The organism is Streptomyces sp. NPDC058307, assembly GCF_042880295.1.
GTDB lineage: Bacteria > Actinomycetota > Actinomycetes > Streptomycetales > Streptomycetaceae > Streptomyces.
Genome location: NZ_JBHVYZ010000073.1, coordinates 18,952 through 41,703 on the forward strand (window position 1 = coordinate 18,952; position 22,752 = coordinate 41,703).

The window sequence follows — 22,752 nt, forward strand, 5'->3', positions numbered from 1 at the left end:
TTTGTCACCAGCCGCAAGCGACCTCAGCCGTCGCGCAGGGTACGGCGTGGTGAGCGGTCGTAGGTGTGCCGGTACAGGGTGGCGAAGCGGCCCGGGTGGGAGAAGCCCCAGCGGGCGGCGATGGCGGTGACCGTGGCACCCTCGTCGGGGTCGGCGGCCGCCAGCTCGGCGTGGGCGTGGGACAGGCGGACCCGGCGGAGGTACGCGAGCGGGGTGCAGTCCAGGTGACGGCGGAAGGCGTACTGGAGCGCGCGGACGCTGATGTGGGCCGCCTGTGCGATCTGGGCGACGGTCAGGGGCCGGTCGGCATGGTCGTCGATGTAGGAGATGGCGCGGCGCAGGGCGGCGGGGTGGGCGTCCTGGCGGTCGGGTCCTGTGGGGTCGGTGGACGCGGTGTTGGGGAAGGTCGCCAGGACGGTCGCGGCCAGGTGCTGGGCGGCGGTGGAGGCCACCAGCGGCTCGTCGGCGACGGTGGCGTCCGCCAGGACGTGGTCCTGCACATAGCGGATGGTCGCCCGCAGCCGGTCGCCCGCGGCGGGGCTGAGCGGCCGGTGCCCGGTGAGCCGGACCGGTTCCGGTCTGCGGGTGCCCGCGGTCGCCGCGACCTGCGTGAGCAGTTCCGGGTCCAGCATGGTGATGTTGTAGCGGGCCGCGTGGACACGGCCCGCGTAGGACAGCTCGGGCGGGACGAAGGACACCACGTCACCGGGGCCGAAGGAGTCCGAGACACCCTGGTAGACGTGGTCCTCGATGGTCCCCTCGTGGACCACGCACAGGCAGATCCGGCCCAGCGGGGTGACGGCGTAGCTCATGTCGAAGGCCAGGTCGAGCTCGTCGACGCTGACCGAGTCGATGGCGCTGCGCTGGATCCGCGCCCGGCTGCTGTCCGGGGTGCCGTTGCCGATGCGCATCCTGGCGTAGGCATGACTGAGGAACTCCTCGGTCCGGTCCAGATCCTCGCTGTCGAACGTCAGCGTCTCCATCGCGCCGGGCCTCCCACTCTCTGCTTTTCCTTCGCTCGTACCCACGAATGCCGCGATGCTGCCGGTCGCGTTTCGTTTTCTGTCCTGCCAGGTCACCGGATGTGCGTCCGTCGGCTCGTCATGCCCGGTCAGCGGCGTGCAGGCTGGAACGGGCGGCGACCGCCGGAGTCGCCGGGGTACCAGGCGAAGAGGGCGACAGGCTGTACATGACGCAACGCGAAGAGCTGGTCGAGAAGATCGAGCAACTTCAGGCGGAAGTCGGCCAGCTCCGGCAGGCCCTTGTCTCGCACGCCGTCGTCGACCAGGCGATCGGTATCGTCCTCGCCCTCAGTGGTCTCCGCCCCGAGCAGGGGTGGGAGGTCCTGAAGACCGTGTCCCAGCACACCAACATCAAACTGCGGGACGTCGCCCAGCACGTCGTGCGCTGGCCCGACGCCGGCAGCCTGCCCACGGAGATCAGCCGGGCACTGCGCAGGGCGCTGGTCGAGGCACAGGCGGCGCACGGGGGCCGGTCGCTCGTCCGCCGGACCAGCGGTGCCCGAGCCCTGGCGTCGCCCGCCCCGGGAAATTCGGGTGACGGGCAGGAGACCTGTGCGTACCGTTGATCACATGGAGATCATCAGCCGTACCCACACCGCAGCCGCGCGAGCGACCAGCTCGCCGGCTGCCGACGCCTGACCTCCCCCAATCCCCCCCCCGGCGGCCGGAAACGGACCGCCGGTGCAAGGCCTCTGGTCGCGCTGCCGCCGTGGTCGTTTCCGGTCCCACGAGACCGAAGGACCACCGCCATGGACACGGACCGGACCGTAGGCGTCTTCACCGACTTTTACCGCGAGCGCGGACACCACCTGATCACGGGCAGCACGCTGCTGCCACCGCCCGGGGACCCGGTGCTCTTCACCACCTCGGGCATGCATCCGCTCACCCCCTACCTGGAGGGCCGCCCGCATCCCCGGGGCCGCCGGCTCGTCAATGTGCAGCGCTGTCTGCGCACGACCGACCTCGACGAGGTCGGCGACTCCACCCACCTGACGGTGTTCGAGATGCTCGGCTCGTGGTCGCTCGGCGACTACGGCCACTCGCAGAGCCTTCGCTGGGGGTACGAGCTGCTCCGCGACGGTTTCGGCATCCCCCACGACAGACTCCACGTCACGGTCTTCGGCGGTGACCAGCAGGTGGGCCCCGACCTCGAATCCCTGCGCACCTGGGAGAAGTTGGAGGTCCCGGTGGAACTCACCGGGGAGGACAACTGGTGGTCCAACGGCCCGGTCGGCCCGTGCGGCCCCGACTCGGAGATCTTCGTGTGGACCGGCGGCACCCCGACCCGGGGCACACCCACCACCGACCCGCGCTGGGTGGAGATCTGGAACCACGTCGTCATGCGCTACCGGCGCCTGGAGGACGGCTCGCTCCGGCCCCTGGAGCGCCCCGGCATCGACACCGGCATGGGGCTGGAGCGCCTGGTCACCGTCCTGCAGGGCCGCGACTCGGTCTACGACACCGACCTGTTCGAACCATGGATGCGGCTGCTGCCTCCCCTGTGGCGACTCGAGGAGCCGTCACTGCGTCTGGTCTGCGACCATCTGCGCTCCGGTGTCGTCGTCATCGGCGACGGGGTACGGCCGTCCAACACCGGCCGCGGTTACGTCCTGCGCCGCGTCGTGCGCCGCCTGCTCACCACCCTGCGGCGCGACGACCCGTCCCGCACCCTCTCCGACCTGCCAGTGGAGCTCCTCCGGCACACGCTGGACCACTTCCGCACGGACTGCGGGACAGGGCTCGTCCGTGACGTGCTGCTGGAGGAGGAACGCCGGTTCGACCGGCTGCTGGAGCGCGGTCGGCGGCTGTTGTCCGGGCCGCGGTACCGGGGGCCGCTGAGCGAGGAGGACTACGAGTACCTCCACGACACCCACGGCCTGCCCCGCGACCTGGTGCTGAGCCTGCGCCGAGAGGGGTGACGCCGGGTGAGGGCTACTCCGTCTCACTGGGTGAGGGCTACTCCGTGCGCAGAGCCGTCGCCGTGCGGGCCTTCGCCGCCCAGCCCGCCGGGAGCAGCGCGCCCAGCAGGGCGATGACGAGCCCGGCCAGGCCCAGCAGGAGCAGCTGCGGGGTGTCGTAGACATCGACGACGGACCTGGGCAGGTCGGTCCCCGCCGCATGGCCCATCACGGGGAGCACGAAGCCGTGCAGGGCGTACCCGGCGGGGACGCCGACGAGACCACCGAGCACGCCGATGCCGGCCACCGAGGCGAGGACGAGACTCACGGTCTGCCGGGGCGACATGCCGAGCACCTTGCACACGCCGAGGTCGTGGACGCGCTCCCGGGTGTCCAGGACGACGGAGTTGAGGACGCCGAGGCCCGCGACGGAGACGAGCATCAGGGTGAGGAGCGTGGCCATCGCGTTCAGGATGAGCACCAAGCCGCCCTGCTGGGAAGGGGCGTTGGCCCGGGCCTCGGCGCCGAGGGACTCGATCCGGGCGCCGAGCTTCTCGGCGTACGAGGCCGCGGAAACGCCCGCCTTGATGTCGACCAGGTACTCCTGGGGCCTGGCTGCGGGGAAATCCGCCAGGTTCGCCTGTATCTCCAGTTCGCCACCCGAGCTCTCGAAAGCCACACCGACGATCCGCAGGGCGGCCGATTCCTTCCCGACGGTCACGCGCACGGTGTCGCCGATCTCGGTGCCGGTGGTCTCCAGGAATCGGCCGGGCACGACGACCTGGCCCGCGCCGGTGAGCCAGTGCCCGGAGATCATGGCATAACCGGCACGAGTGGAGTCGCCCTGGTAGAGGGTCGCCCGGACGGTTCCGGAGACCCCGGCGACCGTGGCGTTCTGTCCGCTGGCGCCGTAGTACGAGGCGGTGCCCGACTCGGCCTCGATGGCGGCGCTCACCTGCGCGGGGTCGGCCGGCTCGGACTGCGGGGTGCCCGGTGCGGGCACATGGTCGCCGCCCGCCAGACTCGGGCCGCCGGCGAGGACGGTGACCGCGGAACGGCTGGGATCCTGTATCTCCGTGACCGCGTTCAGTGAAGAGGTGAGCCCGACGGCGAAGGTCGCCGCGATCGTGCCGAAGGCCACCGCGAGCAGCATGGCGACAGTACGGACCGGATGCGCGAAGGGGCTGGCCAGGCCGTAGGCCACGGCCCGGGGCAGCGGCAGCCGCCCCGCCGCGCGGTGGGCCCACTGACCGCGTCCGGTGCGCGGGGCCCTGCCGACGGCGATGGCCTCGACCGTGCGCAGCCGCCCGGCCCGCAGTGCGGGGACGAAAGCCGCGAGCCCGACGACCAGCAGCGCTCCGGCGGGGGCGACGACGTCCACCCACCAGGCGACGGACAGGGTGGCGGTGCCGTACGCCTGCTCGGTGTCGTCGAGGAGGGGCAGGGCCAGCAGGTTGCCGAGGACGACTCCGAGTGCGATGCCCACGCTTGCCGGGATGAGCGCCTGGGCCACGTAGGCGCGGACCACTTCGCGCGGGGTGAAGCCGATGGCCTTGAGGATGCCGATCCTGCGCAGGCTGGTGCCGACCGCGCCGCTGATGACGCTGCCGACGATGATCACCGACATGACGATGCCGAGGACCCCGAAGGCGACCAGGAACGGGATGGTAGGTGCGGCGCCCGCGTCGGCTGCGCGCTTGGTGTCGAGGTAGGACCGGGTGCCGAGAAGCGCACCGGACGGGACGGCGGCGAGGAGCTTCTTGCGGTCGGCGGCGATGTCGCCGTTCGAGCCCGCCGACTCGAAGCGGTAGAGCATCTGGCTGGTGACGGGCTGTTCATTGGAGGCAAGGGCCCTGACCTGCGAGGGAGTTGCCCACATGTCGGCTGTCTCGCTGGCCGAGGTGGCGAAACCGACGATCGTGAGAGTCGTGTCGGAGGCCGTCAGGGTGTCGCCCACCTTGAAGCCGGGGCCTTGGTACGCGGAGCTCAGCACGATCTCGCCCGTCTCCCTCGCCCACCGGCCGGCCGTGAGGTCCAGGTCGTCCACGTCTGCGTGCGGGCCGGTGCGTCCGACCAGGGTCATGGCCGGGGGCTGGTGGCCGGACGAGTCGGTCGTCTGGAGGACCGTAGTGGGATATGGCCCCGCGCTCGCGGTGACCCCGTCCGACTTCCCGGTGGCCCCGAGTTGTTCGGCCGTCACCTTCGCCGGGTCGAACTCGGCGGTGACATGGGCGCCGTTCTGCTCGGCGAAGGCGTGGTCGAAGGGCGCGTTCGAGACGACCATGAGGGAACCGGCGACCACGGCCGCCGCCACGGCCATCATCGTGGCGATGGCGATGACGACGGTCTGTACCCGGCGCCGGCTCACCCCGGAGCGTACGACGCGGAGAAGCGGGCCGGTCATCGCACGGCTCCGGCGCGGGAGTCGAGGGCGACATGGCCGTCGACGAGGTGGACGGTGCGGCTCGCGCAGGCCTCGGCCAGGGCCGGGTCGTGGGTGACGAGCACGATGGTCTGGCCGCCGCGGTGCAGGTCGACGAGGAGTTCCCGGACGTCCTGGCCCGAGGCGCTGTCGAGGGCACCGGTCGGCTCGTCGGCGAGCAGCAGGGCGGGCCGGTTCACCAACGCCCGGGCCACGGCCACGCGTTGGCGCTCGCCGCCGGAGAGCCGGCCGGGGTAGGCCTGGGCGTGCTTCTCGATGCCCAGGACCGCCATGAGCTCGTGTGCCCGCGCCTCCGTCTTGCGCCGTGAGGTCCCGGTGAGCTGGGCCGGAAGCCGGATGTTGTCCACCACGGTGAGGTCGTCGAGGAGGTTGAAGAACTGGAAGACCATGCCGACGCTTTCACGGCGGAACCGGGCCAGGGCGTGCTCGCCGAGCCGGTCGATCCGCTGCCCGGCGACGGTCACGGTGCCCTCGGTCGGCTTGTCGAGGCCCGCGACGAGGTTCAGCAGCGTGGACTTGCCGCTGCCGGAAGGACCGGTGACGGCGAGGGCCTCGCCCTGGGCGACGGAGAGGTCGAGCGGTCCGAGCGCGGGTGCGCCGGCGGTGTCGTAGCGCTTGCCACGCCCTTCAGTTCGATCACTGCGGTCATGGGAGGTGCCCGTCCTGTCGGTCGTCGGGTCGTGTCCTTGTCGGCGTGGCGAAGGTATGGGCGGGCGGGTGGCGGGCGCGTCGGCCGGGGCACCGACATGCGGCCCTCCGTGCGGAGGACCCTGCCGGGGGTCATCCCTGCGAAGTACGCCCGTCGGAGGGGGCGTTGGTCGTGGAGACGGACGCGCGGCGGGACCGGGGCCGCGACAATGAGCGCATGGAGACGGAGTACCTGCGGGGATGGCGTCGGCAGGTGCGTGTCGCGCTGCGGCCGGAGGCGAAGGGCGCCGCGCTGTCGCGGCGGTCGGTGGGTTTCGACGTGCTGCTGGCCGTACTGCTGACGGTGGTCGCGCTGGTGGTGGCGTCGCGTTACCCCGGCGACGGACCGGTGCAGGTGTCGAAATTCGAGTACGGCGTGCCGGTGCCGCCCCGGCCTCCCGTGCTCCCGGGCGCGCGGATCGAGGAACCGGTCTCCTCGCCGCCCTGGGCCTTGGTCGTGCTGTCGGCACTGCCGCTGGCGGCACGGCGGCGGTTTCCGCTGACCGTGTTCGCCGTGGTGCTCGGCGCGGCGCTCCGCATCGGGGACGACGCCTCCTGGATCAATGTGCTGACCTGTGTCATCGGCACGTACAGCGCGGTCATGTACAGCCGTCACCGGGCGGGGGCGATGACCGGGCTGGCCGTCGCGGCCGTCCTCGCCGGGGTGGCCTTCCGGTCCACGGAGCCGGTACTGCCCGGCTGGTCGAGTCCCGGGGTGGTGCTGCTGGTGGCGGGGGTGCTGGCCAGCGTGGTCCGGTTCGGGCGGCGGCGCCTCGCGGCCAGCCGGGACCGGTTCACGGCGCTGGAACGGACGCACGAGGAGGCGACGCGCCGGGCCGTGGCGGAGGAAAGGGCCCGGATCGCCGCGGAGTTGCACGACGTCGTGACCCACAATGTGAGCGTGATGGTCATCCAGGCGGGCGCCGCGCGCAAGGTCATGGACGCGGCCCCGGAGCGGTCCAAGGAGGCGCTGCTCGCGGTCGAGGCCGGGGGCCGGGCCGCGATGGCCGAACTCCGGCACGTGATGGGCCTGTTGGCCGCGCCGGACACCGGCCGTCCGGACTCCCCCGCTAACGGCCTCGAACCGCAGCCGGGCCTCGGGCAGTTGGACGCCCTGATCGACCGGGTGCGGGCCGCCGGGACACCGGTCGGCGTCGCGGTCTCACTGCCTCCGGAACCGCTGCCGCCCGGCGTGGACCTCACGGCGTACCGGGTCGTCCAGGAGGCGCTGACCAACACCATCAAGCACGCGCCCGGCGCCGAGGCCGTCGTCACCGTCGGCTGGTCCGGCGACCGGCTGGAGATCGAGGTCATGGACAGCGGCGCGGTCCGCGACGGGGTGACCGCGGACGGGAACGGCCGCGGGCTGATCGGCCTGCGCGAGCGCCTCGCGGTCTACGGCGGCGAGCTGACGGCGGGCCCGACTCTCGCCGGCGGCTTCCGCATCAGGGCGGAGGTGCCGTGGCGGACGGCGTGAACGGCATGAACACCGACAACGGCGTCGACGGTGACAGGCTGCGGGCCGTCATCGCCGATGACCAGGCCCTCGTACGGACCGGGTTCGGGATGATCCTCACCGCGGACGGCATCGAGGTGACCGCGGAGGCGGCGGACGGGGCGGAGGCGGTCGCCGCGGTCCGGCGGACCCGCCCGGACGTCGTTCTCATGGACATCCGGATGCCGGGCATGGACGGCATCGAGGCCACCCGGCGGATCCTCGCCGAGGACACCGCCGGCGAGATCCGCGTGATCATCCTGACCACGTACGACCTCGACCACTACGTCTACGCCGCGCTCACCGCCGGGGCCAGCGGCTTCCTCCTCAAGGACGTCACGCCCGAGCACCTGGTGGCCGCCATACGGCTGGTGCGGTCCGGGGACGCCCTGCTGGCGCCCACGATCACCCGTCGCCTGATCGAGCGCTTCGCCCAGCGGGAGGAAGCAGTGCCCTCGGCCGACCTGCACCGGGACCTGTCCGGGCTGACCCCGCGTGAGCTGGAGGTTCTGCGGCTGCTGGCGACGGGGCTCAGCAACGCCGAGCTCGCGGACCGGCTCTTCCTCAGTCCGACCACGGTGAAGACGCACATCGGCCGGATCCTGTCGAAGCTGGAGCTGCGCGACCGCGTGCAGGCGGTCGTCCTCGCCTACGAGAGCGGGCTGGTCACGCCGGGCGGTACCGCGGAAGGCGCCTTCCGGGGTCCCTGGGACCGGAACCCCTAGGAGACCGGGACCCCTAGGACATCAGTCCGGCCGCGACCGTCGCCCCCAGCTCCCAGCACGCCTCGATGTCGGCCTTGGCCGGTTGGCCGGTGACAGTCACCGGTTCGGCCGCACTTCGCCAGCCGAGACCGGTCGTGATCGACTCGATGCCGCGCAGGGCACCGGTGACGTCGTTGCCGCCGTGCAGGTAGAAGCCGAAGGACCGGCCGCGCGTCTCGTCGAGGCACGGGTAGTAGACCTGGTCGAAGAAATGCTTGAGGGCGCCGGACATGTAGCCGAGGTTGGCCGGGGTGCCGAGCAGGTAGCCGTCCGCCTCCAGCACGTCCGAGGCGGTGGCGGACAGGGCCGCGCGCCGTACGACACGGACGCCCTCGATCTCCGGCGCCGTGGCCCCGGAGACGACGGCCTCGAACATCGCCTGGCAGTTGGGCGAGGGTGTGTGATGCACGATCAGCAAGGTGGCCACGGTCGAACCCTGCCCTGCCCCGGCTTTCGTCCGCAAGCCGGGCTGTGGCCGGGCGTTGCCGGGCTACGATGCCCGGACATCGCGAGGGGGGAGCAGGTCGTGGGTGACAAAGGACAGCGGGCGGCAGCGGTCTTCGACGCGCTGGGGCTGACGTACGAGAAGGCGTTCGCGCGTTCCGAGGCGCACCTGGCCTCGCTGGAGTGGCTGCTCGGGAGGCTCGCTCCCGGGAGCCGGGTCCTGGACGTCGGCAGCGGCACCGGCCGGCCCACCGCGTCGACGCTGGCCGCCGCCGGCCACGAGGTGCTGGGGGTGGACGTCTCCCCCGTCATGGTCGACCTCGCCACGCGGCAGGTGCCGCTGGCCACCTTCCGCCACGCCGACATACGCGAACTGCCCCTGGAGCAGGGCTCGTTCGACGCGGTCTGCGTGTACTTCTCGCTGCTCCAGATGACCCGCGCCGAGCAGTCCGAGGTGCTGGGGCGGCTGGCACAAGCCCTGCGCCCGGGCGGGCCTCTGGTGTTCGCCACCGTGCCGGCCGACGTGGAGGACCTGGCGGTCGAGTTCATGGGCCAGCCCGTCCGGGCGACCAGTTTCGCCGCCCAGGACGTGGCCGCCGTGGTGCGCGACGCGGGTCTGACGGTGGAGTCCGAGCATTTCACGGAGTTCACCCCGGACCACCCCGAGGGCGCCACCGAACCGCATCTGTTCCTGTACTGCTCTCTTGCGTAGGGGGAGCGGGTAAGCCCGTCTCCGGCCGGTCAGCGCACGGCCACCTGCACGTAAGGCACCAGTCGCACCGGCCCGACCAGGCCGTGGTCCTGGCGGGCGGCCCCGCCGAACACGGTGGGCTGCTCGGCCCTGAGCCGGTTGATGAGCGGGGTCGCCACCTCGATCTCGAGGGTGTTCGCACCGCGCCGCAGGAAGGGGCCGAGGTCGACGACGGGGTGGAGCCGGTCGGCCGCGGGCAGCCGCCGGCCGTTGACGCTCACCCGGAACGTGTCGCTGACCTGTCCCAGCTCCAGTTCGGCGCCGTGGGACGGCGTCCAGTCGGCCGGCAGGGTGACGGTGGTGCGGTAGCGGCCGACGCCCGCGGAGTCGGCCAGCTCGGGGATCTGCGACCAGGGCCTGAGCGTGTCGAGGGTGAGGCTGCGCCGGACGCGTTCCGTCCGGGCGGCGTCCGGGCCCGGGTACCAGTCCTCCACGTCCAGCTGCCAGCGGGTCGGGGTGATCGGTGCGGGCACGGCGGGGGTCCTCGTGGTGACGGTCCGGCCCTGGGACAGGCGTGTGGTCCAGGTACCGGCCGTGCGGGCGCGTACGGTCAGCCCGCGCTCGGTGAACAGCACCGCGTCGGCGTCGGTGGCCTCGGCGTGGGGGCTGCTGCCGTACCGGTCGCCGAACAGGCCCGGCCGTCCCAGGGCGACGATCATCGTCTGACCCGGCTGGAGCGCCACCCGCAGGGTGACGTCGTCCCCGTCCTCGGTGTAGCGCGCGAGCCGGGTCGCCTCGCCCGTCCAGGCGTCGAGCAGATACGGCACCGTCCGGCCGCCGTGCGTGCGGCGCAGCGTGACGTCGTGGTCGATCGCGGCCACGGGCGGTTTGACCGTCTCGGCGTGCTTGCCGTTGCACAGGTAGTAGAAGTCCGCTTCGGCGGTGACCCGGTGGGCGTTGAGGAGCGTGGACGCGCTCGCGTGCCGCACGTCGGCCCTCACGCCCAGTGCGGCGAGGACGTCACCGACCGCGGCCTTGTCGGTGATCCGTACGACATGGGGCAGGGCGAGCAGCCGTCCGAGAAGCCCGCGCAACCGGTCCGTCTCGCCCTGGTCCGGGACGCCGGGGGTCAGCGCCTGGTCGAAGGCGCCGAACAGGACCACCGGGAGCCCCGCCTCGGCCAGGGCGAGGATCCTGCGGGCGTCCTCGACTGCGAGCGTGGGCGTGGAGCCGTAGAAGAAGTCACCCTCGACGAACAGCGCCTTGTAGGCGGGTCCTTCGGGGGCGAGCCGGCCGCCGGAGACGGCGGCGGAGGGCAGGTCGAGCAGGGGGCCGCTGAGGAACTGGTGGGTCCAGCCGAGCGGGACACCGGTCGCCGTGAACCAGGAGGCGCCGATACCGGTGGCGGTGTAGCCGGTCTGCCGGAACACGGCGACGTCCGCTCGGGCGGTACCGCTCTGGAGCACCTGGTGGACGCGGCCCAGGTATCCGGAGATGTCCTCGGCATGCCGCCAGGTGGGCTGGCGCGGGCCCCACGACTCGCCGTAGCCCGCGGTGCCGCTGTACGGGCTGAAGGCCGCGAATCCCGGCCAGTTCGCCCCGGGGGCGGTGGCGTAGGAGAAGCCGTGCACGACGGTCTGGTTGACGCCGGCCGCGTAGGCGCCGCCCATGGTCCGCAGGAAGCGGTCCCAGGTCGTGCTGTACGCGGATCCGTTGTAGGCCCCCGCCTCGCAGGACAGGACGGTCCGTCCGGCCATGTCCCGGCCGCCGGCCAGGCAGCGGTAGTCGTCCAGGTTCTTGAAGCCGAGCGACTCGCCCTCGGGGACGTCGAGGATCGCGGCCGCAGCGATGGCGTCCGTCTGGAGGCCGTACGGCTGCGAGCGCAGGGTCATGCCGAGGGTGTGCGCCCAGTCCCGCAGGGCCGTGAGGTGGTTGCGGTTGAAGAGGCCGGAGACGGTCTCCCAGAAGTCGTGCCGGATCTGGCGGGTCAACTGGGCGTCGTAGGCGAAGACTTGGTTGCCCTTGTCCAGGACAAGTGCGGACAGGTACGGCAGCAGGGGCCGTCCGGTGTGCTTCTCGAAGGCCTCGGGCAGCAGGGGTGTCCAGGTCAGGCCGTCGGTCTCCAGCTCCACGGAGTCCTCGAACAAGGAGCCACCCGCCGCTCGCAACAGGCGCCGCACGGAGGGGGTCAGCAGGTGGTCCTGCCAGTAGGAGGTGACCGCGGTGGTGCCGGCCGGGCTGAAGTGGTCGACGGCGTAGGCGGCCGGGGCGGAGTGGGGGCCGGACTCGGGCTGCTGGCCCGAACCACGCACCCAGTAGGAGATGAGCACCCAGTCCCCGCCCTCGGGCGCGGTCCAGGTCAGGGTGGAGTCAGTGACGGTCGCGGTGAGGTCCTGGACGCTGTCCGGGTCGAGTCCGGTCTCCTTGCGGGTCGAGTTGGCGGGCTCGACCCGGGCGGCCTGGACGGCGAGGAGTTGTTGGCGGGTGACCCCTGCGGCCGGGGCGTGGACGGGCGGCGGGACGGGGCCCTGGTAGGTGCTTCCGCCGGTCAACGCGGCGCGGCCGTGGACCAGTTCCTTGGCGGCGGCCTCGTCGTCCGGCGTGAGACCGGGGACGGCGACGGGCCAGCTGGGACCGAGGGTGAGGTCGACGGTGAGCCCGCGTCTCGCCGCGCGGCGCAGCGCGGCCTCGACACCGTCCCGCCAGGGTCTGCTCCCCCAGCCGTGGTGCGCGGTGTCCAGGACCGACTTGTCCTTGATGCTGTGGTGGACGGCGGCGATCTCCACACCGCCGAAGCCCGCGTCCGCGATCTGGTCGATCTCGCGGGCGATCTCGTCCGGGTCCACCAGACCGTCCGGCCACCACCAGCGGAACCTGGGCCGCACGGACTTCACCGGGGCCGCGAACCAGTCGGCGGTCGCCCCCGAGGCCGCGGCCGGGACCGCCACCCCGAGCGCCGCGACGGCGCCCGCGGTCAGTCCTACGGCCAGGACCGCACGTCGGGACATCCCCCCGCGCTGCGAGACGGCTTCATGCATGTGGGCGCCCCCAAGCGACTTATGAATCGTTTCAGTCCCGCTGAACGCCCGAACGCTAAGCCTCCGTCTGGACCAAGGTCAAGATGCGTGCACCGCCAACGCCGGCGGCCAACGCGTCCAGATGGTCCGCCACGGGCCCGGCGGTCAGCAACCCGCTCGCGGCGCCCCCGAGTTCAAGGGCCTTCGCCACGTCCGCCGGCGCCTCCTCCGCCATGAAGTGGCCGGACGAGACGGTCGTATGCCGAAGGTCGTCGGCCCAGGCCGCCCACAGCGCGGTGGCGTCGTAGCCGAGCGCGGACCCGCGAACCCGCCCGCGGTGGGCGACCCGGACACCGTCGACAAGCGCACCGGCCTGTTCGTCCTGATGACCGCGCTCGGCGTGCTCCTCGGGATCGGCGCTGTCCCGCCGGACCTCGGACTCGCCCCGGCTGTGCGAGTTCCGCCTGGTCCCTCGGCGTCCAGACCGTCCTGAGGTCGGCGTCGGAGCCGCTGTTCGGCCGCCTGGCCGAGCGGGCCCTCGAACCGAGGGTCGACCCGGCGCAAGGTGTCCGCGCTCGTCGCCTGACGGTATGGGTTCCGCCGGGGGCGCGCCCGGCGGAACCTACGACGTGCCCCGCAACTGCCGTATCGTCCCGCCCAGCTTGTTCCTGGCCTGTTCCAGCTGTTCCGCCTTGGCGCTGACCACCCAGCGCGGGCCCACCAGGTACGTACCCCCGTAGACACTGGCCGCGTCGAGCCACGCCTCCTTGTACTTCTCCGCGGGGAAGGTGGTGATGCGGTAGTCGGCCTGCGGGGAGTGGCACAGGCCCTCGCGCAGTTCGTCCGCGTCGATACGGATCTCGGCCTCGCAGCCGGCCAGCCCGGCGATCACCTCGACCCTGGCCGGTGCCACGATGCCAGCGGCGGGCGGCGCGGAGCTCTTCGACGGCCGCGGGGTCCTGGCGGTGTCGTCCTCGCCTCCGCCACACGCCGTGACCAGCGCGAGGCTCCCGGCGAGGGTGCCCAGTCGCAGCACGGTGTTCCGATGATTGCGTCCTCGTCGCGGCACGAGCCTCTCCGTATCCAGTCGGCGTACGCCTACGCCCCGGGGTACGGAAGACCGGTTACGGCTGTTCAGTCGCTGTGGGCGACGCCCGGCTCAGGACGACCGCGTTCCCCTGCACGTCGGTCTCGGCCAGAGGCACGGCAACGCGTTCCCCGTGCACGACGGAAGGGCCGGACACCCGTCTGTCCGGCCCTTCCGCACCTACCGGGTCAGCCGCCGTTCAGGCGGGCGCGCAGGAGTTTCTTGCCGATCTCGGCACCCTTGCGGCTGTCCGCCTGGGCCTTGCGGAACAGGTCGGCGACCTCGGTGTCCTTGCCGCGTTCCGCGTCCTCGATGTAGCTCTCGAGTCGCAGCGCGTTGCTCAGGCACGCCTCCACATACCAGATCAGGTTGTAGTCCTTGTCCGGCGTGCCGGTCGCGCCGCCGGTCTCCGTGCTGCTCGTCATTCCGGCCTCCTCGAGCGGTAGTCGTTCCGGAGCCGGACGAGTACCCGTCGTGCGCAGGTCAGTCCACCCCGGGGCAGAAAATCCGCCACGGCATTCATGCCCGGGTCCGTCGGGGATTTCCGGCGTCGACCCAACGTGGCCGTCTCGCGGGCGTCGCCGCCACCCAGGCCTGCGTCGTCGCCGTGCGCCGACCGCATAAGCTCGACGGATGGCGAAGTACTTCGACGTGCACCCCGACAACCCGCAGCCCCGCACCATCTCCCAGATCGCCGAGAGCATCCGGTCGGACGCGCTGATCGCGTATCCGACGGACTCCTGCTACGCGCTCGGGTGCCGGCTGGGCAGCCGTGACGGCATCGACCGGATCCGGACCATCCGGCATCTGGACGACCGGCACCACTTCACCCTGGTCTGCCAGGACTTCGCGCAGCTCGGCCAGTTCGTACGGGTCGACAAGGACGTGTTCCGAGCGATCAAGGCGTCCACGCCCGGCAGTTACACCTTCATCCTCCCGGCGACGAAGGAGGTGCCACGGATGCTCCAGCACCCGAAGAAGAAGACTGTCGGCGTGCGCATCCCCGACCATGTCGTCACCCAGGCGCTGCTCGCCGAGCTCGGGGAGCCGCTGCTGTCGAGCACCCTGCTCCTGCCGGACGAGGAGGAACCGATGACCCAGGGCTGGGAGATCAAGGACCGTCTCGACCATGTGCTGGACGCGGTCGTCGACTCCGGGGACTGCGGCACCGAACCGACGACGGTGATCGACTTCTCGGGCGGCGAGGCCGAGATCGTACGGCACGGGGCGGGTGACACCAGCCGGTTCGAGTAAAGCGGCCCTCAAGTGGGAGGGGGTCGCCACGGCGAGTTGGATGGTGCGTGCAAACATGTGCCCCGGCCCGGTTCCGCCGGGTCGGCGACCTGCTCGCCGTGGCATGCGCAGAGAGGCACCCCCATGACCTCCGTACAGGGAACCCCCGTCGACATCCCCACCGAGGACGGCACCGCCGACGCCTATCTGGCCCACCCGGCCGACGGTGCGCCGCGGCCGGCCGTTCTGCTCTTCCAGGACGCCTTCGGGCTGCGCCCCCAGCTGAGGTCGATGGCCGACCGGCTCGCCGGGGCCGGCTACACGGTCCTCGTGCCCAACGTGTTCTACCGTCACGGGCGCGCGCCGGTCTTCGAGCTGCCCGAGTTCATCGACCCGGGCGCGCGGCCGGAGATCTTCAGGAAGATCATGCCGGTCATGCAGGCGCTGACGCCCGAACTGGCGATGCGGGACGCCGGGGCGTATCTGCGCTGGCTGGCCGACCGTCCCGAGGCCGCCGACGGTCCGGTCGCTGTCACCGGCTACTGCATGGGCGCACGGCTGTCCCTGCTGACCGCCGGCACCTATCCGGACCGGGTGGCCGCGGCGGCCGGTTTCCACGGGGGACGCCTGGCGACCGACGCTCCGGACAGCCCGCACCTGGTGGCCGGGAACATCACCGCCGAGCTGTACTTCGGTCACGCCGACAACGACCCGTCGCTGCCTGCGGAGCAGATCGAGCGCCTCGCCGCCGCCCTGACCGGGGCCGGGGTCCGCCACCGGTGCGAGGTCTACGACGGTGCCCCGCACGGCTTCACCCAGGCCGACACCGCCTCGTACCACCCCGAGGGCGACGAGCGGCACTGGACGGCACTGCTCGACCTGCTCAAGCGGACGTTCTAGACGTTCACGCACCCGACCCCACCATCACTTTGTGTTACCGTCTAACGTTTGCGCGCTCATGACTTCCTGCCGGGCCTTCCTCGGTACGTCCCCTCTGCGGAAGGCTCTTCATGAACCACCCCGACCACCCGGATCACCCGGATCACCCCGGCACAGTGTCCCCCGCCGCCTCCTTCGCCGACCTGGCCCTTCCGGCGCAGGTGCTGCGCGCCCTCACCGAGCACGGTGTGCGCGAGCCCTTTCCCATCCAGGCGGCCACGCTGCCCGACGCCCTCGCGGGACGTGACGTCCTCGGCCGCGGGCGCACCGGATCGGGCAAGACGCTCGCGTTCGGCCTCCCGCTGCTCGTCCGCACGGCCGGGCAGCGCGCGGAGGCGAAGCAGCCCCTCGCACTGATCCTGGTGCCCACCCGGGAGCTCGCCCAGCAGGTCACCGAGGCACTGGCACCGTATGCCGAGGCGCTCCGGCTGCGGATGGCCGCGGTCGTCGGCGGTATGTCGATCGGCCGGCAGATCGCCGCGCTGCGGGACGGGGCCGAGGTCGTCGTCGCCACCCCCGGCCGACTGCACGACCTGATCGAGCGCAAGGCCTGCCGTCTGGGACGGGTGCGGATCACCGTGCTCGACGAGGCCGACCAGATGTGCGATCTGGGCTTCCTGCCGCAGGTCACCGAGGTGCTCGACCAGGTGCGGCCCGAGGGGCAGCGGATGCTGTTCTCGGCCACCCTGGACCGCGATGTCGACCAGCTGGTCAGCACCTACCTCAGCGACCCCGTCGTCCATTCGGTCGACCCGTCCGCGGGCGCCGTCACGACCATGGATCACCACCTGCTGGTCGTCCACGGCCCCGACCGGTACGCCGTCACCACGGAGATCGCCGCCCGCGACGGCCGCGTGCTGCTGTTCCTGGACACCAAGCACGGCGTGGACCAGCTCACCCGGCATCTGCGGACCAGCGGCGTGCACGCCGCTGCCCTGCACAGCGGCAAGTCCCAACCGCAGCGCACCCGCACCCTCGCCCAGTTCAAGGGCGGGCAGGTCACCGTCCTGGTCGCCACCAACGTCGCGGCCCGCGGCCTGCACATCGACGACCTGGACCTCGTGGTCAACGTGGACCCGCCCACCGACGCCAAGGACTATCTGCACCGCGCGGGCCGCACCGCCCGGGCGGGTGAGTCCGGAAGGGTCGTCACCCTGGTGCTGTCGGGCCAGCGCCGCGAGACGAGCCGCGTGATGGCCGAGGCCGGCATCGAGCCGACCGTCACCAAGGTGCGCTCGGGCGAGGCGGAGCTGAGCCGGATCACCGGGGCCAGGGCTCCGTCCGGCACCCCGCTCGACGGCGGGCCCGCCGCGCCCCGGCCCAAGAACATCAACACTCCCTTCCGCGGGCTGGGCACCAGCAAGGACGCCTCGCGCGCCACCGGCGGCAAGTCCCGTAAGTCCGGCGAGGCCCGCAAGCTCGCCGAGGCCCGCAGGGCCGCCCAGGTGCGTCGCGGCGGCTGAGCGCGCCGCTGCCCGGCGTCGGCACGTCTCCGGTTCGACGGCGGTGCCCGACCGACTCGAAAAGCCGAACTGGCCAGCGAGCGGTGGGTGTTGGGACACAGGTTGCGGCCGCCCGATCACCTGCCTGGTCGCCGAGGCGGGCATCCGGCAGTTCCTCGACGTGCCCTCCCTCCGGGCAGCCACTCTGCGTCAACGACGGCTCGCTCGGCGTCGACCCGGTCTTCGAGCAGGCCCAGGAGGCCTACGACGACAGCGGCGCCGTGCCGTACGTCCTGCGTACCGTCGACCGGATCAGCCGGTTCTTCGACGGTCTGGAACTCGTCGAACCCGGCGTCGTCCCGGTCACGCGGTGGCGTCCGGAGCCCGGCTCCCCCACCCCCGAGGTCGTCGCCGAGCACGGTGGGCCGGCCCGGAAGCGATGCTTTACGTCAGTTGACGCGGACGATCTTCCACAGCTGGTATTCCACGCCGGCGTCGTTCCACTGGCCGACGGCGCCGTCGGCGGTGGAGGACTGGGCCACCCCGGCGAGCAGACCGCTGCCCACGTTGCCGAGCTTGTAGGAGCCGCCGCCCGCGCTGGTCAGGGTCCACTTCTGGGCGTTGCAGCCGCCGCTGAAGGTCTCCAGGCTGTGGCCGTCGGGCAGCGGGAGCATGCCGCGGCTGTACCCGGGGGCGACGGTGGACTCGGTGCCGAGGTTCCCGCCGACGGCGTCGACCTCCTCACCGGCAAGGAGGTCAGCGGGTCGGTCACCGTTCCCGCGGGGGGTGTCGCGGTCGTACGCGAGGCACGCTGACCGACGTCCGGCGCAAAGAGGTCTCGTCGTCCGCGGACATGTCCTGGGTGCCGATGACGGCCAGCAGTTCCAGCTGGGCGGCGGCCTCGGTGCCCGGTGGGGCGCTGAACCAGAGCAGCCGCTGGCGTGCGTCCTCGCTGAACAGGGTGTGGCAGTCGACTTCGACGACTCCGAGTGTGGAGTGGACGATCCGCTTGTGGTCGGTGCGTCGCAGGGCCACGTCGTGGGTGTCCCACAGGGTGGCGAACTCCTCGCTGCGGCCCCGCAGTTCGGCCACCATCCCGGTGACCTCCGTGTCGCGGCCGCGCCGGGCGGCGACGGCACGGAGGTCGGCGACGAAGGCCCTGGAGTGCTGCGGGTGGTCCTCGGTGGGATAGACGGCACGGGAGTCGGGATCGGTGAACCACCGGTGGACGAAGCTCCCGGCCGCGCCGCGGCGGGTGGGAGGGCGGCCGATCAGCGCGGCGGCCAGTTCGTTCTGGACGAGCGTCTCGTGCAGGTCGGTGATGATCTGCGCGGGTGTCGTGCCGAGCCGGTCGAGCAGGCCGAGCAGGGCCGGCTGGGCGTGAGCGTTCGAGCCCCGGGCCACCGTGGGGACGGGCCGGTCGGCGAGGTGGAACAGGTGGTCGCGCTCGTCGCCGCCGAGACGCAGGGCCCGGGCGAGCGCGGCCAGCACCTGCGCGGAGGGCTGGACGTCGCCTCCGCGTTCGAGCTCGGTGTAGTAGTCCGCCGACAGACCGGCCAGCTGGGCGACCTCCTCGCGTCGCAGGCCGGGGACCCGGCGCCGCGGCCCGGTGGGCAGGCCGACGTCGGAGGGCCGTACGCGGTCGCGCCGGGACCTCAGGAACGCGGCGAGCTCGGCAAGGTTCATCCCGCCATCATCACGCGGAACGCGGCGCCGGAACCAGGGGATGCCGACCCCAGGGTGGACGCAGCCCTGGCTGTGCGTCCCGCACCGGACGACTGTGGTGTGCGTACAGCGTTCCCCACCCCACAGATGGAGCAGCACACTCATGCCGTTCGCGAACTTCAAGGTCCCTGCCGGAACCCTCACCGAGGAGCAGAAGGAGCAGATCATCACCCGCACCACCGAGCTCTACGTCGACATCTACGGCGAACGCGCCCGCGCCGCCACCCTCGTCGTCGTCGAGGAGGTCACCGACGGCGGCTGGGGCTTCGGCGGCAACGTCCTGACCCTCGCCGAACTCGAACGCGCGGCGGGGAGTTGACCGCTCAGTCGTGAGCAGCGCAGTGGTCGGCGGCCACCGTGATATTCGTGACCGCACACGGCCGCGCCAGGGCAGTATGAGTCGATGCGCTCTCGTTTCCTTGGCATTCCGGAGTTGACGCGGACTCCCGCCGTCGCCGTCGTCGTCGATGTACTTCGCGCGTTCACAGTGGCCGCCTGTGCCTTCGACGGTGGTGCCGAGAAAATCGTCCTGGCCTCCTCGGAGGAGGAGGCACTGGAGCTGAAGGCCCGTCGTCCGGGCTGGCTGGCCCTCAAGGACGGTGCGCCCGCGTCCGGCTTCGACGCGTTCAACTCCCCGGCCATGCTGGCGACGCACGACCTCTCCGGCCGCACGATCGTGCAGAAGACGACCTCGGGGACGGTGGGCGCCCTGGCCGTGGCCGAGGCCCGGCTGCTGCTGTGCGCGAGCTTCGTCGTGGCCGGTGCGACCGCGCGGCTGTTGCGTGAGCGTGGCGCGCGGGAGGTGACGTTCGTCGTCACCGGCGAGGAGGGTCGGGCCGAGGAGGATCTCGCGTGTGCCGAGTACATCGGGCGACGCGTCGAGTCCGCCGAGGTGGACGCGGAACCGTATCTCCGTCGTGCACGGGACTCCCGTTGGGCGGCCGAGCTGGCGCAGGGGGCGCGGCGGGGACTGCCGGGGGTTCACCCGGACGACGTCGGCCTCTGCCTGGAGGCCGACCGGTTTCCGTTCGCCATGGCCGCGGGTCGCGAAGGCGGCCTGATGGTGCTGCGGCCGGTGCCCGCCCCGCCCAGGTGACACCACTCCGGCGCCGATCACTTCCGCGACCGCGCACGGTCCACCTCGCATACGACTTCCGCAGAACGGATGTGATGACCGTGTCGAGCAGTTCCGCGTACGCCAAGGTCAACGCCCTGGACACGTACTACGAGACCCACGGCGCCGCCCCCGAGGGCAGCCGCCCGCTGGTGCTGCTGCACGGGGGTGGCCTCACCGTCGGTCTGACCTTCTCCGCCGTACTGCCCGCTCTGGCCGCCGGCCGGCGGGTCCGGGCGCGCAGGCCGACTTCTTCGGGTTCAGCCTCGACGGGCTGACCGCGCTGGAGATCGCGGTGCGGCACCCGGAGCGCGTGGGACGGCTCGCGCTCGCCGCCACCGCATACAGCCAGGACGGGGTCCACGACGAGGTCCGCGTCCCCGACTACAACTCGCCCCGGCCGCCCAGCCCAGCCAGGACGACTTCCAGGAGATGGCCCGACACCTACGTGGCGATAGCGCCCCACCCGAGCACTTCCAGGACTTCCTCGCCAAGTTCTCGGCGGCCGCGCACGCCCCACTGCCCTGGACCGCCGACGACCTGCGCGGACTGCGGGCGCCCCCACTGCTGGAGCACGCGGCGGAGATGCAACAGCTCATCCCGGCGCCCAGTTGGCCGTCCTGCCCGCCACCACACACATGGACCCATGCAGCGGACGTCCCTGTTGCTGCCGCTTCTGGGAGAGTTCGTGGGGGACGGTGAGTGAGGCCCAACGGCCTTACGCGAAGCCCCCGTTGCTCTTCAGCAGCTGCCCGTTGACCCACTGCCCCTCCCGCGAGCACAGGAAGTCCACCAGGTGGGCGGTGTCCTGCGGGGTGCCGAGGCGGCCCAGTGGCGTGGCGGCGAGACAGTGCGCGCGGACCTCTTCGGTCATCCAACCGGTGTCCACGGGCCCTGGGTTGATGACGTTGGCGGTCACGCCGAGGTGGGCGAGTTCGTGGGCGGCGGCCAGGGTGATGCGGTCCATGGCCCCCTTGCTCGCCCCGTAGGGCAGGTTGCCGACGGTGTGATCGCTGGTGAGGCTGATGATCCGCCCGGTACCCCGTTCCGCGGTGAAGCGGCGGCCGAACTCACGGATGAGCAGCCAGGTCGCGCGGGTGTTGACGGCGAAGTGCCGGTCGAAGCTCTCGACGGTGGTGTCGAGCAGGCCGGAGTCGACCGACTCGCAGTGGCTCATCACCAGCGCGGTGACGGGGCCGAGGCGTCGCTCCGCCTCGTCGAAGACCCGGGCCGGTGTCCCGGGGTCGGCGAGGTCCGCTTCGATGGCGGCGGTCGCCGCGCCCCGCTCGGACAGGGTCCTGACGATCGCCTCGGTCGCGTCGGGCTCGGCGCCCCAGGCCATGCGTGCGTCGTACGGGTTCCAGTAGGTGAACGCGATGTCCCACCCCGAGGCCGCCAACCGCTGCGCGATACCGGCCCCGATGCCGACGGTGCGGCCCACGCCGGTGATCAGGGCGAGGGGGCGGGTGGCGGAGGAGGGCTGTTCGGTGCGCGTGGTCACGAGCGGGATCGTTCACGAACGGCGGCGAAGCGACAACCGTTTTTTCCTGATCGAACAGGTTCGCCGACACTGTGGGAATGCTGAAAATTGCTCAACTCTGGCACATCGGCGAGCCGCTGGAGTCCCCTTGGCTGAAACTCGTCCTCTTGTGACTAAAGTTCAACAGCGCTTCTGGAGAGTTAAGCGCTTACCCCCGGTAATGCCTTGCTTTACCGGATCCCCAGCCGTAACCCTTCCTCAACAACCAGCCAAGACTCTGGGGGGAGTTGGCATATGGAAGGCACGGTTGACGGGTTCCGCTATGGCGCGGTGACCCCGGTGGCCGCCTACTTGATGGCGTGCCTGGGAGGGGCCCTGGGGCTGCGCTGCATCGTGCGTACCCTGCTCAGTACGCAGTCGTGGAAGGCGGGCTGGCTGGCGCTGGGAGCCGCCTCGATCGGCTGCGGTATCTGGACGATGCATTTCATCGCCATGATCGGTTTCCAGGTGGTGGAGACCCGGATCCGCTACAACGCCGGGCTCACGGTCCTCAGTCTCGTCGTGGCCATAGTTGTCGTGGGCATCGGCGTGTTCATCGTCGGCTATCGGGGCGCCAGCGCCCGGAATCTGTCGTTCGCGGGCGTGGTCACCGGGGTGGGCGTGGCCGCGATGCACTACCTCGGTATGGCGGCGCTGCACATCAACGGGACGATCCGGTACGACGCGGCCGTCGTCACGCTCTCCGTGGTCATCGCGATCGTCGCCGCGACCGCTGCACTGTGGGCGGCCGTCACGATCCGGGGCTTCCTGACGAGCCTCGGCGCCAGCCTGATCATGGGCATCGCCGTGACGGGAATGCACTACACGGGCATGTCCGCGGTCAGCGTCCATGTCCACGACAGCACCGGGGGCTCGTGGGCGGGCGATTCGCCCACCTCGCTGCTCCTGCCCATGCTCCTCGGACCGGCGATCTTCCTGCTGCTGGCCGGGGTGGTGGTCATGTTCGACCCGCTCCTGGTGCTCGGCGACGGCGACTGGAACCGTCCGGCCGCCACGAGCGCGCGCACCGCACCGCCGTCCGAGCCGCTCGCCGAGGACCAGGAAGTCAGGGTGATCCACGCCCGCGCACCACAGGATCCGCAATGGGCCGCACAGCACACCCCGCACAGGTGAGAGCCACCCCCGCAGAGGTGAGCCACCCCCCTGGAGTCCCCACGCATCCGGTGAGGTCCGGTCAGGCCCGGAGGGGGGAGTGCCGTACGGCACGCCCC

The 22,752-nt window shown here is 71.7% G+C and carries 22 protein-coding genes and 3 pseudogenes; 14 read left to right on the forward strand and 11 right to left on the reverse strand.

Annotation, left to right across the window (positions count from 1 at the left end; genetic code table 11):
• Positions 1–23: 23 nt before the first annotated feature.
• Complete coding sequence (locus tag ACFVYN_RS35130) at positions 24–983, reverse strand: helix-turn-helix transcriptional regulator (protein ID WP_390006044.1); 960 nt, start codon at positions 981–983, stop codon at positions 24–26.
• Positions 984–1,189: 206 nt separating this feature from the next.
• Between ACFVYN_RS35130 and ACFVYN_RS35135 the strand changes: the two genes are divergently transcribed.
• Together ACFVYN_RS35135 and ACFVYN_RS35140 are read left to right on the forward strand one after the other, a co-directional pair.
• Positions 1,190–1,588 carry an ANTAR domain-containing protein gene (locus ACFVYN_RS35135; RefSeq protein ID WP_390006046.1) on the forward strand — a complete coding sequence of 133 codons (399 nt, stop codon included), beginning with the start codon at positions 1,190–1,192 and terminating at the stop codon, positions 1,586–1,588.
• 183 nt (positions 1,589–1,771) lie between these two features.
• Complete coding sequence (locus ACFVYN_RS35140) at positions 1,772–2,941, forward strand: alanine--tRNA ligase-related protein (RefSeq protein WP_390006048.1); 1,170 nt, start codon at positions 1,772–1,774, stop codon at positions 2,939–2,941.
• A 37-nt stretch (positions 2,942–2,978) separates the two neighbouring features.
• Here the strand turns inward: ACFVYN_RS35140 and ACFVYN_RS35145 are convergent, their stop codons facing one another.
• Positions 2,979–5,324 (reverse strand): ABC transporter permease, encoded by a 2,346-nt coding sequence (locus tag ACFVYN_RS35145; protein WP_390006050.1) that lies wholly within the window; start codon positions 5,322–5,324, stop codon positions 2,979–2,981.
• Positions 5,321–6,012 (reverse strand): annotated as a pseudogene (locus ACFVYN_RS35150) (ABC transporter ATP-binding protein). Before ACFVYN_RS35150 ends, ACFVYN_RS35145 begins: the two are co-directional and overlap by 4 nt.
• Positions 6,013–6,228: 216 nt before the next feature.
• Between ACFVYN_RS35150 and ACFVYN_RS35155 the strand changes: the two are divergent.
• Both ACFVYN_RS35155 and ACFVYN_RS35160 read left to right on the forward strand, forming a co-directional pair.
• Entirely contained in the window at positions 6,229–7,527 is a 1,299-nt protein-coding gene (locus ACFVYN_RS35155) for a sensor histidine kinase (protein ID WP_390006052.1), read from the forward strand.
• Positions 7,528–7,532: 5 nt separating this feature from the next.
• On the forward strand, positions 7,533–8,270 hold the full coding sequence (locus ACFVYN_RS35160; protein ID WP_390006084.1) for a response regulator: 738 nt from the start codon (positions 7,533–7,535) through the stop codon (positions 8,268–8,270).
• A 13-nt stretch (positions 8,271–8,283) separates the two neighbouring features.
• Here ACFVYN_RS35160 and ACFVYN_RS35165 read toward each other — a convergent pair whose 3' ends face one another.
• Positions 8,284–8,736 (reverse strand): flavodoxin family protein, encoded by a 453-nt coding sequence (locus ACFVYN_RS35165; RefSeq protein ID WP_390006054.1) that lies wholly within the window; start codon positions 8,734–8,736, stop codon positions 8,284–8,286.
• A 99-nt stretch (positions 8,737–8,835) separates the two neighbouring features.
• On the opposite strand from ACFVYN_RS35165, the gene ACFVYN_RS35170 reads away from it, so the two are divergent.
• Positions 8,836–9,465, forward strand: coding sequence for a class I SAM-dependent methyltransferase (locus tag ACFVYN_RS35170; protein WP_390006056.1), 630 nt, complete (start codon positions 8,836–8,838; stop codon positions 9,463–9,465).
• A gap of 29 nt (positions 9,466–9,494) precedes the next feature.
• Here the strand turns inward: ACFVYN_RS35170 and ACFVYN_RS35175 are convergent, their stop codons facing one another.
• Both ACFVYN_RS35175 and ACFVYN_RS35180 read right to left on the reverse strand, forming a co-directional pair.
• Positions 9,495–12,482: a glycosyl hydrolase gene (locus ACFVYN_RS35175; RefSeq protein WP_390006058.1), complete on the reverse strand. Its 2,988-nt coding sequence runs from the start codon at positions 12,480–12,482 to the stop codon at positions 9,495–9,497.
• 175 nt (positions 12,483–12,657) lie between these two features.
• Positions 12,658–12,783: pseudogene (locus ACFVYN_RS35180) on the reverse strand (alpha/beta hydrolase); the annotation flags it as partial.
• A gap of 15 nt (positions 12,784–12,798) precedes the next feature.
• Here ACFVYN_RS35180 and ACFVYN_RS35185 point away from each other — a divergent pair.
• On the forward strand, positions 12,799–12,954 hold the full coding sequence (locus ACFVYN_RS35185; protein ID WP_390006086.1) for a hypothetical protein: 156 nt from the start codon (positions 12,799–12,801) through the stop codon (positions 12,952–12,954).
• Between the two features lie 129 nt (positions 12,955–13,083).
• Here the strand turns inward: ACFVYN_RS35185 and ACFVYN_RS35190 are convergent, their stop codons facing one another.
• Both ACFVYN_RS35190 and ACFVYN_RS35195 read right to left on the reverse strand, forming a co-directional pair.
• A complete protein-coding gene (locus ACFVYN_RS35190; protein ID WP_390006060.1) occupies positions 13,084–13,530 on the reverse strand; it encodes a hypothetical protein in 447 nt (148 codons plus the stop codon).
• Between the two features lie 206 nt (positions 13,531–13,736).
• Positions 13,737–13,973 (reverse strand): hypothetical protein, encoded by a 237-nt coding sequence (locus tag ACFVYN_RS35195; RefSeq protein WP_352389819.1) that lies wholly within the window; start codon positions 13,971–13,973, stop codon positions 13,737–13,739.
• 208 nt (positions 13,974–14,181) lie between these two features.
• On the opposite strand from ACFVYN_RS35195, the gene ACFVYN_RS35200 reads away from it, so the two are divergent.
• The 4 genes and pseudogenes from ACFVYN_RS35200 to ACFVYN_RS35215 form a co-directional block, all read left to right on the forward strand.
• Positions 14,182–14,802: an L-threonylcarbamoyladenylate synthase gene (locus ACFVYN_RS35200; RefSeq protein ID WP_390006063.1), complete on the forward strand. Its 621-nt coding sequence runs from the start codon at positions 14,182–14,184 to the stop codon at positions 14,800–14,802.
• Between the two features lie 123 nt (positions 14,803–14,925).
• Positions 14,926–15,681 carry a dienelactone hydrolase family protein gene (locus ACFVYN_RS35205; RefSeq protein ID WP_390006065.1) on the forward strand — a complete coding sequence of 252 codons (756 nt, stop codon included), beginning with the start codon at positions 14,926–14,928 and terminating at the stop codon, positions 15,679–15,681.
• Between the two features lie 110 nt (positions 15,682–15,791).
• Positions 15,792–17,183, forward strand: a complete 1,392-nt coding sequence (locus tag ACFVYN_RS35210) for a DEAD/DEAH box helicase (protein ID WP_390006067.1) — start codon at positions 15,792–15,794, stop codon at positions 17,181–17,183.
• 167 nt (positions 17,184–17,350) lie between these two features.
• Positions 17,351–17,599, forward strand: a pseudogene (locus tag ACFVYN_RS35215) (SAM-dependent methyltransferase); the annotation flags it as partial.
• A gap of 12 nt (positions 17,600–17,611) precedes the next feature.
• Here the strand turns inward: ACFVYN_RS35215 and ACFVYN_RS35220 are convergent.
• Together ACFVYN_RS35220 and ACFVYN_RS35225 are read right to left on the reverse strand one after the other, a co-directional pair.
• Positions 17,612–17,836, reverse strand: a complete 225-nt coding sequence (locus ACFVYN_RS35220; protein ID WP_390006069.1) for an RICIN domain-containing protein — start codon at positions 17,834–17,836, stop codon at positions 17,612–17,614.
• 94 nt (positions 17,837–17,930) lie between these two features.
• Positions 17,931–18,848: a helix-turn-helix transcriptional regulator gene (locus ACFVYN_RS35225; RefSeq protein ID WP_390006071.1), complete on the reverse strand. Its 918-nt coding sequence runs from the start codon at positions 18,846–18,848 to the stop codon at positions 17,931–17,933.
• A gap of 142 nt (positions 18,849–18,990) precedes the next feature.
• Between ACFVYN_RS35225 and ACFVYN_RS35230 the strand changes: the two genes are divergently transcribed.
• The 3 genes from ACFVYN_RS35230 to ACFVYN_RS35240 all read left to right on the forward strand — a co-directional run bounded on the left by ACFVYN_RS35230 (position 18,991) and on the right by ACFVYN_RS35240 (position 20,279).
• Complete coding sequence (locus ACFVYN_RS35230; protein WP_390006074.1) at positions 18,991–19,206, forward strand: tautomerase family protein; 216 nt, start codon at positions 18,991–18,993, stop codon at positions 19,204–19,206.
• 84 nt (positions 19,207–19,290) lie between these two features.
• Positions 19,291–19,983: a 2-phosphosulfolactate phosphatase gene (locus ACFVYN_RS35235; RefSeq protein WP_390006076.1), complete on the forward strand. Its 693-nt coding sequence runs from the start codon at positions 19,291–19,293 to the stop codon at positions 19,981–19,983.
• Between the two features lie 80 nt (positions 19,984–20,063).
• Positions 20,064–20,279: a hypothetical protein gene (locus ACFVYN_RS35240; RefSeq protein ID WP_390006078.1), complete on the forward strand. Its 216-nt coding sequence runs from the start codon at positions 20,064–20,066 to the stop codon at positions 20,277–20,279.
• A gap of 440 nt (positions 20,280–20,719) precedes the next feature.
• Here ACFVYN_RS35240 and ACFVYN_RS35245 read toward each other — a convergent pair whose 3' ends face one another.
• Positions 20,720–21,502 carry an SDR family oxidoreductase gene (locus ACFVYN_RS35245; protein ID WP_390006080.1) on the reverse strand — a complete coding sequence of 261 codons (783 nt, stop codon included), beginning with the start codon at positions 21,500–21,502 and terminating at the stop codon, positions 20,720–20,722.
• Between the two features lie 273 nt (positions 21,503–21,775).
• Between ACFVYN_RS35245 and ACFVYN_RS35250 the strand changes: the two genes are divergently transcribed.
• Entirely contained in the window at positions 21,776–22,654 is an 879-nt protein-coding gene (locus ACFVYN_RS35250) for an MHYT domain-containing protein (protein ID WP_390006082.1), read from the forward strand.
• Positions 22,655–22,752 lie beyond the last annotated feature (98 nt).